Here is a 13,511-nt window from a genome sequence, read left to right on the forward strand (position 1 = left end):
GCCCTTCACGGAAACCAGCCATTGTCCAATGTGAGGGCTTGCCCATTGATGAAGCTGGCCGCATCAGAGGCGAGGAACAACACAGCCTCTGCCGCTTCCTCAGGCTCACAAATGCGAAGTTGAGTTGTGCTCAGCGAGGACTCATCCCAAGGCTGACCCATAGCAGCGAAGTCTTCAATTTCCTTCAGGCCATGCTGCGTGCGAACAAAGGCCGGGCAGATAGTGTTGGAGCGTATGTTTTTGGTTCGATACTCGGAGCAGATGGACTTGGACAACATGATCGTCGCGGCTTTGGTCATGTTGTACAACGCTTCCAATGGGAACGCCTGCTCACCCGAAATAGAGGACGTGATTACAACCGTACCTCCACCAGACTCCGCCATCCTTGAAACGACATTTTTACAGACCAAGAAAGCTGACTTCACATTGACATTGAAGATCTTGTTGTAGTCAGCCTCCTCCATCTCATGAAAGTGACCAACGGTGACAATACCCGCATGGTTAAACAGATGGTCAATGTTTCCGAAATGACGGACAGCGGATTCAATGGAATCGTTAACCTGAGCACCATCACTCACATCGACCTTCCAATACTTTGCCGCTGCTCCAAGACTATGGATCGCCTCCACGGTCTCTTGGGCTGCTGCCGCATCCAGATCGAGAATGCTGATCTTTGAGCCTTGCTTCGCATACAAAAGGGCTGCTGCTCGGCCCATCCCTTTGCCCCCACCAGAAATCAGGACATGACTTCCTTTGAAACATGGATAGGACGCACGCGGCTCAGGTATATCAATCATAACTATCTCCATACATCAGAAAACTTGAAATCAAGACAACAGATAGCAGTGCCTGAGTACAGGCCCCAAAGTCAATAACAATTACAGCGAAGCGCTTCTCGAAGCCCTGAGTTTATTAGCGTGCTCTATCGCATCGTTTTCCAACGCATTAGAGCGACCATATGGACGCGCACTGAACATATATATAAAGCCGACGCCAAGCACTACCGACAGTCCAGTGATTACCACCCAACGGTCATACCAAGGTAAGTCACCCTGCACTGGAGATACCAATAGAAACACTGCGGCGACTTGGTAGACTAGGGCAGCAATGTTGACCAATATCCCCCACGAGCCAAGTGTCCACTCACCACCGGGTTTCCAGCCTTGGAGGCGTTTACGCAAGGCAGCGAAAACAACCATCATGAAACTGAGGTAAACACCCACCACCGCAAACGCCGTGATTCTGTTCAGGTTGTCCGGCTGCAAGTAGATCCAAAAACAGATGAGCAGCGGTGCGGCACAAGACACAAGCATTGCGTTATTAGGAACGGCGTTGTTAGACAGAGTCGAAAGCCATTTACTAGCAGGAAGCATTTGGTCTCGAGCAAAGGAGAAAATCAACCGACTTACTGCCGCCTGCAAAGACAACACGCAAGATAGGAATGCAATGATCGCAATTACCAAGAACCCCTTTGCTCCCCAATCACCTAGGGCCTCGTTGAGAATGACTGGAATTGGATCGGTGATCTGTCCGTTGACGATGTCCTTCAGGCTTGGGGCAGCCAGCAAATATCCGGCGAACGAGATGATTGCCGAGATAGCGCCAAACACGATGCTCAAAATCATCGCCTTGGGAATGCCACGACTTGGGTTTTGAACCTCTTCAGCGACATTACCACACGCCTCAAAGCCAAAAAACATGTACAAACCCAATAGCGATGCTGCCAAGAAAGCGCTGTAATAGGAGCCGTCCGAGGCAAGCATTCCAAAGGTATCGAACAATACTGAGAAGTCATTCACTCGATGGAATACCAGCAGGTATATCCCTAAAGCGATAACGCCAATAATCTCGCACCAAAAACCCAGCCTAGCTACACGCGCCAGAGTTTTAGTCCCACTCATATTAAACGCCATAGCGACCAACAGAACCGCACCAGCGGTTAGCAAGCCCGTCTCAGCATTGATCTTGAACCCGAAGAGCGTACCGATAAATGTCGTGCTGTACTGTGCGACCGACGTGATCATCACCACGTTAGCCCACAAATACACCCATGCTGCCAACCAGGCATATCGACGCCCCCACAATCTGCGACACCAAGGATACAAGCCGCCAGTGATCGGATATTGCGACGCAACTTCACCAAAAATTAGAGCGACCAACATCTGCCCGGCACCGACAATCAGGATCCACCACATCGCCGGCGGCCCTGCTAATGCAAGCGCAAATGCAAACAGTGCATAAACCCCTGAAAGCGGGGATAAGTAGGTAAAGCCCAGAGAGAAATTGGAAATCAGCCCCATAGTTCGGTGAAACTGCCGGGGTGTATCCTGTTCTCCGTCCGCACTTGATTGCACAGAAACTTTTGTATTCATTTTACTACTCCCGCGTTTAATTATTGAATTTTAGGCAGTAGGCAGCTGGGCGGCGTAAATCTTTGCCACCATTTTAAGAACTCATCCACCCGTCCGGGTGGTATTCAACTATCAACCACCCATCAGAAAGTACCCAGTTGATCGGTCGCCAACTTATACAGGGAGCGCAACTTTCGTCGGAGGCAGCAGTGGGATACGTTGAATCAGATCAGCAGCTTTCTCCGCAATCATGATCGTTGTTGCGTTTGTATTCGCACTCACGATACTAGGCATGACCGAAGCGTCGATGACCCTTAGGCGTTCAACCCCGTAAACTTTCAGCTCGTTATCAACGACAGCCATCTTGTCAACGCCCATCTTGCACGTGCCACAAAGATGGAAATCGCCAGATGTGAAGTTTCTGATGTAGGAGTCAATATCCGAGGCTGAATTAAGAGCCGGCCCTGGCTCTACTTCTTTTACCCCTAGTCCGTTATGGGCTCGTTGGGCGACCAGCTCTCGACCGATACGAATGGAGTGACGCATTTGGTTCATGTCGTAGTCGGTAGACAGGAAATTTGAAAAAATTCTAGGCGCAGCAGAAGGGTCACGAGAGCTAAGTTTCACCCAGCCAGTCCCTTCGACCCGGGTCGGCCCAATACAGTATGTAAAACCATGGCGATCAGGGCTCACGCCGTTATCATGATCCGTAATCACAGGCAGGTATTGAATCTCAATGTCAGGATGCTTGACCGATGGGTCACTGCGCAGCATCGCGCAAGTCTCAACATTGTTTGTAGCCCCTGGGCCAGTGTGAGTTGCGATCCAGCGCGCCCCCGTGTACAGCATCAGATCTTTTCGCATGTATCGACTCATCGACACAGGCTTCTCGATCTGCCACTTCATGTACACGATCGGGTGATCTTGAAGGTTCTGTCCCACGCCAGGGAGATCCACTTTGCAAGTAATCCCCATTTCCTTGAGGTGTTCAGCTGGGCCTATCCCCGAGAGCATCAGGAGTTGCGGGCTTGCAACGGCCCCACTCGAAACCAAAACTTCTTTGCGCGCGATCACGGTGTACTGAACACCATGGCGCCGGTACACCACGCCCTTGGCAACACCATTCTCAATCAGAATTTCTTCCGCAAGAGCTCGATCCGTCACAGTTAGATTCGGGCGACTCAGATGGGGGTAGATATAGGCCTGCGCGGTCGAAGCACGGACACCATTTTTAACGTTCATCTGAAAAGCCCCTAGACCTTCCTGATTCTCGCCGTTGATGTCATCGGACAAAGGGTATCCAGCTTGCTCGCCAGCGCTGAGAAAGATGTCGTAAAGCGGCGATGGATACTTACCCTTCTGGATATTCATCGGGCCAGTGCCGCCGCGATATTCAGAACTGCCACCTTCCCATGTCTCAATTCGCTTGAAGTAAGGAAGCACTTCGTTCCACGACCACCCGCTTGCCCCCTCACCCACCCAACGCTCGAAATCCAGGGCGTGACCTCGGATGTAGCACATGCCATTGATGGACGATGAGCCGCCTAACACCTTGCCACGAGGCTGGAAAATCTTCCGATTATTGAGATGCGGCTCCGGCTCACCATCGAACATCCAGTTATAGGTTGGATTACGCCACGCGCGGTCGAAGGCGGCTGGCATATCGATTTTCCAGTAATCAAAAATGCCCGGTGCTTTTGCGCCCGCTTCGAGCAGCAATACGCTGGTCTGTTCATTTTCTGTCAGACGAGACGCCAGAACACAGCCAGCTGAACCGCCGCCCACCACAACGTAATCTACTTCTTGCACAAACTTAGCATTTGTCACTTTTTGATCACCCAAAACCGATAGCCGCAACTATTGTGTATTTGCCCCTGAAAACCGCGCCTTAGCGGCTCAGCGAACCAAGAATCGAGTCAACCATCGCGGTTGCTATCGCCACGTCCGCTTCGACAGGCCCGCCCGACACACCAACAGCCGCGATTACATCGCCCTGCCAGCGGACGGGGATTCCACCTCCAAAAACCACGAACGGGCGAGTCGCAGCCCCCTGAATTCCGAATACCTCGCCTCCTGGCTGCGCATCGGAGTATAGGTCTGCGGTAGAGACCTTGAGAGCGGCGGCGGTGTAAGCCTTGTTGGTTGCCAAGTCACCCAATCCAAAAGCCGCAGCATCAGTTCGCAGAAAAGCGATCAGGTTGCCGCCAGCGTCAACGATAGAGAGGCAAGACGGTTCGTTTAGCTCCTGAACCTTCTGCTCTCCAGCCTTGATGGCAGCTTGAGCGATCTGAGAAGTCAAATGCATAAAACACCCCTATTTATTGTTGAATCTCAGCCACGTACGACGACGTCGCCAGAATGAATTTCGAGGGCAGTAAAGAAAAAATGAAGCTAAGATTTTTTTGGTCTATTTAAATACCTTTTGAGAAACCGTACGCCTCAGGCATGGCGTTGTCAACGAGCGTGCACACACACGCTACAAGGTCATTACAGCCAAAAAAAACTCAGAAAACAGGATAAAATACATATAAATCAGCAGGTTAATCTAATCTTAGGCACGATGTAGCCAGACGTCAGAACTCGCTAGATTCTCAGCAGTTCGCAGGCACAACCTCGATTCCCAAGCATTTCAATCCAAAAAGGTTCTACACACATACCATTTGTCGACTGAGTTTCTTCAACGTTAAATGAGCCGCGTCAGCTCGGCTTATTGCTCCCCTGGCCGCACTCCCCTGAACCCGCTCGCCTGGCAATGCGTCGGTATGACTGCGTTTACATCAGGCATCAGATGTCTTACATTACAAATTCCTAGTCATGCAATGCTTTGAAGCCTGCACTGCGGGTGGCGATGCCAAGCAGACATTGACGGACTTCGGGTTGCTTGCCGATCGAGTGGCTGAGCTCTAGGACTCGATGTGCCAAAGGATGGATGGCTGAACACACAGTAAATACCACACCTAACGAAGCTTCGATGGTGTGCCCCTAGGCCCCTGGACTAAGCCATGCACCAATTACGCCTCGACCTCCACAATGAGCTACACGCGCGACCTTCCATCTACTTTGATGGGCCAGCCTGCGTCTTCCATGCTGCATTCGTAGCCTCGGGCGAGGAAGCAACCCGAATACTGCTACAGCTTGTCGGACACGACCGATCAAAGCCGCACGGATTTATTACCAATGGCGCCGTCAACTACAAGTGGGAAAAACACGGGGAATTCCTGACGATCACATGCGTCGTTCAGTATTGCCAAGGTGCTGGCTGGTCGAGCGCCCCTGAGCTTCTGAAAGGAATTACGGCTGAATTCAGTCATCTGCTGATTAGCTTGACCTATGTCCAGGTTTTGACCAGTGACGATACGCTTCTGCCTGGTGAGCAGATTGGCCTGACCGATCCGGCAGGGTCTGCTATCGGAAATCATGACGCGTCACTGTGGTCTGATTTCATCCTTGATGACGATGGGCTCTGCCGGTTTATTCTCGTCAACAAATCCCTCAACTCATACCGCCTTGGGCGTATGACACGACGGGTTCTTGAGATAGAGACCTACAGGATGATGGCCTTGCTTTCTCTGCCACTCGCGCAATCGATCGCCAAAGAACTTGAAAAACTTGAGCTCGTGCTGATTGATCTCACTGAGCGAACCAGTCGTATGACATTCGAGCCATCGCATTTGCTGGTTGAGGACGTCGCGAGCCTTTCGACCAAAATTACTCAGCTCAAGGCGCAATCGCAGAAGAGGTTCGCGGCAACCATTGCCTACGCAGACCTGGTCTCTGAACGAATAGGGGAGCTTCGAGAGAGCCACACAGGCGAAAGCCAACGGATCGGAGTTTTCATCGAACGTAGATTCTTACCCTCAGTGCGGTACTGCATGGCGATTCAAAGCCGGCTCAGCCTATTAGCCGACAGCGTCAGTAGCCTTAGTGATCTGGTTCAGGCGCGAGCGCAAGTCGAGGTTGAGCAACAGAACGCGAAAATTTTGCAGAGCTTGAATGCAAGAGCCAGCACACAGATAAAAATTCAAAAAGCGGTTGAGGGCCTTTCGGTTATCGCGACTGCCTACTACTTAATCAGCTTGCTGAAGCTCATTTATCAAGGAACCACCGAGCTTGGCGTAATATTCCCAACGGCCACTGCCATTCTGATTTCTATCCCGATCACTCTAGCGGTCATCTGGCACAGCCGGCGAAGCATCAAGAAACTCGAGGCGAACGAATAGCTCAAATCGCCCCTCGGATTAGCAGAGCCTTGAATCGTGCGATGAAGGTCTCGCAGACCGACGCCATAAGCTCGGTAGCCTGCTCTTCCTGATGATCGTGAATGGAGGAAATCAACTCCTCCACCATCAGCAGCGAGAAGTGCTGGTCTTGCGACATCAGGGGCACGAATGGAAGGTAGGAAGCGGCTAGAGAATCGTGAGCCGCGTCCGCTAGCCAGATATTTCCTGTGGCCGCAGCAACCGATAAACACAACTCGCTCTCTGCCCTCCTTCGTAGCGCTCGTTCAGGTTCTTGCCTCAGAGCCTCAAGCGCTTCACGCATGCGTTTCAGATCAGCCGGAGAGCGACGGACAGCGGCAAACCTGGCACAAGCCACCTGATTGATTCGCCAATACTCCATCGCTCTCAAACAAGCAGACTGCGACTTGTTAAGCTGAGCGATGCCGATCTCCTCGAGTTTCAATTCGTCAACGATGAACGTGCCACCATTAACTCCACGGCGGATCTCAAAATAGCCTTCTGAATCCAGAAGCTTCAGCGCTTCCCGTAGCGTGATACGCGCTACGCCCAACTCGTCAGAAAACTTGCGTTCCGCCGGAAGCTTAGCGCCTGGGAGAAAATTACCGAGCGTGATTTCCTGCCTGATTCGTTCAGCCGCCGCGCCATAGGTCGCAACAGACTTGATTGGTGAGATGCCGTATAACATTTCAGATCGCCGTAAAGGTATTGTCGGCCATTATTTCGGCGCCATTGATGAAACTCGAGTCGTCATTGGCCAGGAACAATGCAATGGTTGCAACCTCTTCAGGCTCGCAAATTCTGCCCTGCATCAACGCAATGTCGCTTTCTGTTGCAAGAATTCCATGGGAGCGAAGTTGCTCAATCTCACGTGACGCATGCCCAGTGCGAACAAAACTCGGAACGATCAAATTGCATCGAATTCCAGCATCTCGGTACTCGACAGCAATAGCCCTGCATAACTGGTGCATGGCACTCTTTGAGGCGCAGTAAACGCTTTCAAAGCTGGTGACGGCCTTCGCGGAGGAGGAAGACGTGGCGATGATCACGCCTTTGCCCTGAACGAGCATATGAGGGAGCACTGCACGTGTCACCATGAAAACGCTTTTTGCGTTGTTCTCGAACAGCCAATCCCAATCCTCCAAGGTGTATTCCAAGAACCCTTTCGCGGTAATAACCCCGGCATGGTTAAACAGGACATCAATCCGGCCTTCGGTGGAAATGACGTGATGGACTGCGCGCTGGCAATCTTCTAAGACACTGACATTGCCAGGTATGAATGTAGCCTGACCGCCCTGAGTGCGGACTTTCTCAACCAGCCTCTGTCCCGCCAGCTCATCAGTGTCTACGAAATAAACCAGGCCCCCTTCAGCAGCAAAAAGTTCCACTGTCGCTTTGCCTATGCCATTGGCTCCTCCTGTGATGAAACACACCTTCCTTTGAAGCTTCGCCATTTCACCACCTACAGACAGGAACGTACCAATGAGAAGCGACCGAGGTCAGCCGCCACAAGACAACGCGTAATGCTAACACGCACGCCTTGCCCGATGACTTGTCTCGCGGCAAGTAGGTGCCTCAAAGTCTTGATCAAACAGGCCGAGACGCAACGGGAGCGATTGAGCAGCACTGACAGCGGTCTCGTCTACACATGCATGCAGCGCAGACGATTGGCATCCGTGGAAAGTCGCATGCGATGTAGGCGTTCGCCGTAACTTAGGGAAGGCAATCGCTCGCGAATGGGTAAGATTTCACCTGCCCTTTGAGCCCTCCTGATCTTGAAATTTTCCGTCGCGGCGCATTAGTCTGCAAAGAGAACGATGTCGTGCCGCGCAGCTTCTGCGCATTTGTTCAGCAAAGCTCGTTATTTGGCTAGCGTTAGGCTCCGTCGGCAGCAGCCGTGAGGATCCCTCATAGTGCTTGAGACAAATGCTTTACGAGCCAAGCATGTAGATTAGGATCTCCACACGCCACGATCGCCCCTCCACCCTGAGCGCTACCTCCTTCCCAAGAGGTCATCACTCCTCCCGCCCCCTCAATGATAGGGATCAACGCCTGAACATCATAAGGTTTGAGATTATCCTCAATCACAACGTCGACCAACCCCATCGCCACCATGCAGTAGGAATAACAATCCCCTCCGAAACGCGTAAGCCGAGCCCGCCTCATCAGTTGATCGAACGCCTCTCGACGCTGCGGAATGTCAAAGAGTTCTGGGGAGGTACTCATTAAGACCGCGCTTTCGATATCACTGCAGGAACGGGTTTTTAATCGCCTTCCATTGAGCCAACTGCCGTTTGATGTTCCGACAAATATTTCTTTCGTAAATGGCTGACTCATGACACCCAGCACCGGCCTTTGACCGTCATTGAGCGCGATCAGCGTCCCCCACAGGGGCATCCCGGTAATGAAGGCGCGGGTACCATCGATGGGGTCTAACACCCAAGTCAGCGGTGATGTTCCTGAGACTCGCCCATACTCCTCACCTAGGATGCCATGTTCAGGGTATCGAGCCCTGATCATCTGGGACATCGCCCGTTCTGCTTCCTTGTCAGCGAGCGTGACAGGGTCAAACCCGGCCTGTAGCTTATTTTCTACCTCTTTCGTGTTTCGGAAAGCTGGAAGGGTGATATCTGCTGCGATTGCCGCAAGACCCTCAGCGAAAGCTGTCAGCTCTGTGATGGGTAGGATGGAGGTCACCACATTGTACTCCTGGATTGTTAACTCAGACGCTGCCCGCTGTCGTCGATTGCTCAGAGCTGAATTGCGGATTTTGGCACGATTCCCGGGAGCATTTCTCAACGAGACCTTAGTTATTTACGCTCATAAATGAAATCCAGACTTCGCTTGCCCGTTATCTGTTGATGATGAGCGTTCAAAAGAGGTGTATTTTTGCTTAGACCTCCCCTGATGCACACACCGCCTTGTCGCCTCCCCCTTGCGCCAGTCGCCGGGCAGCACCAGAATGGCCATAGTGACTCGCATCTGCGCGGCGACTTTCGATGTGCAAGAAAGAAGACCAGGTAATTCAACCGTCAGTTGATACCCCAGCCTTCCGGAAATTTAGAAAGACGCACGCACCATCAGCCCCCCAACCAGCGCACTATCAACCTGATTGACACCCCCGGGATGAACGATGTACTGAAGGTTGGGGCGCAGTGTCAGCCAGCCGTTTAGCTTCGCGCCGTAGTAAATCTCGGCACTGTATTCATCCCCTTGGACAGGAAAATACCTAGGGTCATTGTAATCAAAGACTCCACTAAGTTGATTGATCAATCGCTGACGTTTGCTAACGTCGTCTGCAACGCTTAAGCCGCCAACCGCTATGCCAATTGCATCGGCTTGACGCTCATCGAATGGGCCGTTGATTGTTACACCGAGCGTAAAGTGCCTTGCAATGTAGCCAGTAGCACGATCGTTCCAAAAACCTTGGCTAAACATCTCGACATTACGCTTAGGGTTATTATTGATCAGTCCCACTGTTTGACGAGCCACGTACCACCAGCCTGTGCGGTGAGAGTGATTTTTAAACTCACCGTTTGGAGTCAACGGCTGTGGCTGACCATCCTCGCCATAGTAAAGGTCATTGGCATCGGATGTGTTAAAAAAGGCGCCAACCCGGTACTCAGCTGGATAGCCTAAAAGCGCTTGCTTAGGGAACCACAGCAACTCAATCGGGACGATGACGCCGTCACCTCCACTGGTGCTAAGCTTTAGGTGATTCCTGTTTTCCATAAGCGTGGGATTTTGCTCAAACACCCCGATCTGGAACGCCCATTCCGGAGCGAAGTTTAGCTTGGCGCTGCTCCCCCACTGGCTGATTGGAAAATTGTACCAATCGTCACCATGCCAGTTCCCGGGCGAACTGCCACAGAAGTCGAGATTTTGGAAATCGCAAGTAAATTGGCCGAAAGCATCAGGCCCAAAGCGCCCTACGCTATATTCGAGCTTGCCCTCAAACAATCTTTGTTGAAAAACGAATCGTGTCAGGCGGACAACACTCCCGCGCCCAAACACTTCCTGCGACGACCCTAGCTGCCCCTGTCGCTTATCAATCAACCTCTCAGCCGAAAGGTCTTTCCCGTTCCGATCAGAGATAACAGTTAGAAAGTTGGCGTCAGCTATACCTGCAATCTTCTGAAGATCCGCGCTCAAAGTAAATGTGTATTGATCAGCAAACATCAACGCCTTACTTTTATCAAATCCGCCTCTTATATTTGACGCCGCATCATTTCGATAGGTAATGCTCAATGCATATCCGTGCTCCTCGAGCTCATTCCTCAAACCTCCCCAGTTGCCCAGCATCCACTGATCCCCTCCTTCATCAGTGTACGCCGCTGTAGGTGATGGATTAGAACTTGACTCAGATGTTGAGCTATCACTTGCGCTCGGGGAGGGACTAGAACTCTGATTAACGCTAGCTCCTACAAAGCCAGCCCAAAAAATTGCAACACAAGGAATCGCCGCACCTACTTTTATTGTTCTCACAACAATGTACCTTTTGGAAGACAACTTGAATTATTATTAGTATTCGAAGTTATGCCCAAACTACCCATGGCATGAACTGGCAAGCATTGTTAATTCATGCCATGGAGAAATTAACTCGTGAGCATTTCTTCTAGGCTCCATCTCGCTAGATAACCGCTCCTGCATGGAGATCACCTCACCTACCTAGACGCGCCTGTGACTAGGATGATGGCTCGTAATCATCAACGCTCGGCTCTGGTTGCCAATCACTGTGCTGAGATTGCCTGGCTGGAACTTGTGGCCAGCGACTCCTGACCACCGCGTCAAGCTGCAGCGTTCAGAACTTGATTAAGAAGCGGGATGCTTGGAGCTGAGATAGGGGTAACCTCAGGATCCATGCACAATCTTCACTGTCAGGAGCCATACCTTCGTCCGCTTTTCCATCGGCTGGTTTGGCGGACTGAGTCAAACGCTCTGGCGTTCAGGCAACAATTTGCAAGCGCCGTAATTGAGACAATTGGGCTAACCCCTGATGGGCAACACCAGAGAAATGGAGAGACCCCGTGACGAGCAGAAAACCTCCACTTAGACTTGTTTTCCCACAATGGCAGGGCGGTGCGCGCGAGCAATATGGTATCGGAGCCGAACTGCTGAACTGGCTGGCTCCTGAGGCCACTGGCCCCGTCGTGAGACTTGAAGTTCCCGTACCCGACGCCGCCTCCCTGAAGGAAGAGCGGGGCATCATGGGGCGCGCTCAATTGCTCAAGCAAACTGACGATGCGCGGGCGATCATCAAGCAGCACGCACCAGACAGCCTCATCGTTCTGGGCGGTGACTGCCTGGTAGACCTGGCGCCTTTCGCCTACCTGAGCGAAAAGTATGGCGATGATTTCGCGATCCTGTGGGTCGATGCACACCCGGACATCATGACCCCCAAGGAATTCAACAACGCTCACGCCATGGTTCTGGGCAACTTGCTGGGCGAAGGCGACGAAGAGTTTCGCAGCCGAGTCGAAGTGCCGGTCAAACCTCAGAATGTAATGTACGCTGGCCTGGAAGACCCCACTGAGTTCGAGAAAGGTTTCATCGACCGGTTGGGCTTGCGCAGCGCCAGCGGAGACGACCTCAAGGAAAATAGCCAACCCATCCTCGATTGGCTGCGCTCGATCAAGGCCAAATACGTTGCAGTTCACTTCGACCTGGACGTTCTGGATCCTTCGAGCTTCGGCTCAATCCTCTTCAATAACCCGCATGTGCCTAAGAGCACCTACGATGGCATCGCGCGTGGCAAGATGACCATCCCTCAAGTCGTACGGCTGATAAAGGACGTGGGTGCTGAGGTGGAAGTTGTAGCTATCGGCATCACTGAGCATTTCCCTTGGGACGCCATTGCCCTGAAGAAAATGATGTCGGATCTTCCGCTGTTTCGCGGATAAAAAAATCGGCTCAAGGATGAGCCGATTTTTTAGTTGCAGTTCATCAAGCAAGCGGTTGTTCTAACCGCTCAGTCTTTCCCTGAGCTTCCGCGATGAGAATAGAGATGATCACCAGAGCCAGAGCGGCAGCACTGTAAATTGTCAGGTGCTCACCCAGGAACAAAATCGAGAATACAGAGGCCGTCAAAGGCGTCGCGGCAAATGCCATCCCGGCAGCGCTGGCAGGAATTCTGGTTACGCCTGCAAAGAACAGCAGCGTAGGCACTGCCCAACACGTGATGCCATAGAAAACCAGCAGGCTGACGTTCGTTTTGCTCATGAGCCCGTAGTCGAAAGACGAGAGTTCGTTGAGTGCCATTGGCAGCGTAAAAATCGCCCCCGTCATGCAGATCCCGAGCGCTATCGTAGCCGCCGGAATATCAACGCTGTACTTCTTGGCAACGATTACGTACACGGCGGAAGACAGCGTCGACAGCAAGAGCATAGACATACCGAATATCGTGTTATGCCCAGCGGTATCAGAAGCAGGAACCGTCAGCAGGAAGACCCCTCCAATCGCCAGGGCAATCGCGATGAGCTTTCTGAGATTCAGCGACTCTTTGAGCACAGCTGCGGAAAGCAGAAGCACAAAAGCAGGCGTCAGGCTGGTGAAAATCGAGGCCATCACAGCCGTCGACGATTCCATTCCATAAAGCAGGAACACGGTGTACAGCACCGAACCGATCACGGATTGGGCAGCGATGATGCCCCAGTCTTTCTTGGAAAGCCTGAACAAGGCGCCTTTGTCGAACTTCAGGGAGATTGGGATCAATACGATCCCGCCAATCAGCATGGTGACGCAAGTGAAGATCCAAGGCGGGAAGGATTCGATTGCGTTTTTGGCGACTGGATACCCTATTCCTAACAGGGCGTAGCAAAGTAAGACGTAGATATAGCCTCGGTTCATTTGTAGATGCCTCATAGGTACCGGCAGGTATAGAAAAGCCGTGCCAGCCACCCGAGTACACCGAGGGCGACTGACT

The 13,511-nt window shown here is 52.1% G+C and carries 11 protein-coding genes; 2 read left to right on the forward strand and 9 right to left on the reverse strand.

The window, feature by feature from the left end:
• Positions 1-5: 5 nt before the first annotated feature.
• From NPS29_RS00560 to NPS29_RS00575, 4 genes are all read right to left on the reverse strand, one after another.
• Positions 6-797 (reverse strand): SDR family NAD(P)-dependent oxidoreductase, encoded by a 792-nt coding sequence (locus NPS29_RS00560; RefSeq protein ID WP_274130062.1) that lies wholly within the window; start codon positions 795-797, stop codon positions 6-8.
• A gap of 81 nt (positions 798-878) precedes the next feature.
• Positions 879-2,372, reverse strand: a complete 1,494-nt coding sequence (locus tag NPS29_RS00565; protein ID WP_274130063.1) for an APC family permease — start codon at positions 2,370-2,372, stop codon at positions 879-881.
• 153 nt (positions 2,373-2,525) lie between these two features.
• Positions 2,526-4,193: a choline dehydrogenase gene (locus NPS29_RS00570; protein ID WP_274130064.1), complete on the reverse strand. Its 1,668-nt coding sequence runs from the start codon at positions 4,191-4,193 to the stop codon at positions 2,526-2,528.
• A 46-nt stretch (positions 4,194-4,239) separates the two neighbouring features.
• Positions 4,240-4,656 carry a GlcG/HbpS family heme-binding protein gene (locus tag NPS29_RS00575; protein WP_274130065.1) on the reverse strand — a complete coding sequence of 139 codons (417 nt, stop codon included), beginning with the start codon at positions 4,654-4,656 and terminating at the stop codon, positions 4,240-4,242.
• Positions 4,657-5,353: 697 nt separating this feature from the next.
• Between NPS29_RS00575 and NPS29_RS00580 the strand changes: the two genes are divergently transcribed.
• Complete coding sequence (locus NPS29_RS00580) at positions 5,354-6,571, forward strand: DUF3422 domain-containing protein (RefSeq protein WP_274130066.1); 1,218 nt, start codon at positions 5,354-5,356, stop codon at positions 6,569-6,571.
• A gap of 1 nt (position 6,572) precedes the next feature.
• Here NPS29_RS00580 and NPS29_RS00585 read toward each other — a convergent pair whose 3' ends face one another.
• The 4 genes from NPS29_RS00585 to NPS29_RS00600 form a co-directional block, all read right to left on the reverse strand.
• Positions 6,573-7,277 (reverse strand): FadR/GntR family transcriptional regulator, encoded by a 705-nt coding sequence (locus NPS29_RS00585; RefSeq protein WP_274130067.1) that lies wholly within the window; start codon positions 7,275-7,277, stop codon positions 6,573-6,575.
• 1 nt (position 7,278) lies between these two features.
• Entirely contained in the window at positions 7,279-8,043 is a 765-nt protein-coding gene (locus tag NPS29_RS00590; RefSeq protein WP_274130068.1) for an SDR family NAD(P)-dependent oxidoreductase, read from the reverse strand.
• Positions 8,044-8,497: 454 nt separating this feature from the next.
• Positions 8,498-9,289, reverse strand: coding sequence for a histidinol-phosphatase (gene hisN, locus NPS29_RS00595; RefSeq protein WP_274130069.1), 792 nt, complete (start codon positions 9,287-9,289; stop codon positions 8,498-8,500).
• Between the two features lie 360 nt (positions 9,290-9,649).
• Positions 9,650-10,891: a carbohydrate porin gene (locus NPS29_RS00600; RefSeq protein WP_274130070.1), complete on the reverse strand. Its 1,242-nt coding sequence runs from the start codon at positions 10,889-10,891 to the stop codon at positions 9,650-9,652.
• Positions 10,892-11,616: 725 nt separating this feature from the next.
• Between NPS29_RS00600 and NPS29_RS00605 the strand changes: the two genes are divergently transcribed.
• On the forward strand, positions 11,617-12,489 hold the full coding sequence (locus tag NPS29_RS00605) for an arginase family protein (RefSeq protein WP_274130071.1): 873 nt from the start codon (positions 11,617-11,619) through the stop codon (positions 12,487-12,489).
• A gap of 43 nt (positions 12,490-12,532) precedes the next feature.
• Here NPS29_RS00605 and NPS29_RS00610 read toward each other — a convergent pair whose 3' ends face one another.
• A complete protein-coding gene (locus NPS29_RS00610) occupies positions 12,533-13,435 on the reverse strand; it encodes a DMT family transporter (protein WP_274130072.1) in 903 nt (300 codons plus the stop codon).
• Positions 13,436-13,511 lie beyond the last annotated feature (76 nt).

It is taken from the genome of Pseudomonas putida, assembly GCF_028682175.1.
GTDB lineage: Bacteria > Pseudomonadota > Gammaproteobacteria > Pseudomonadales > Pseudomonadaceae > Aquipseudomonas > Aquipseudomonas putida_AD.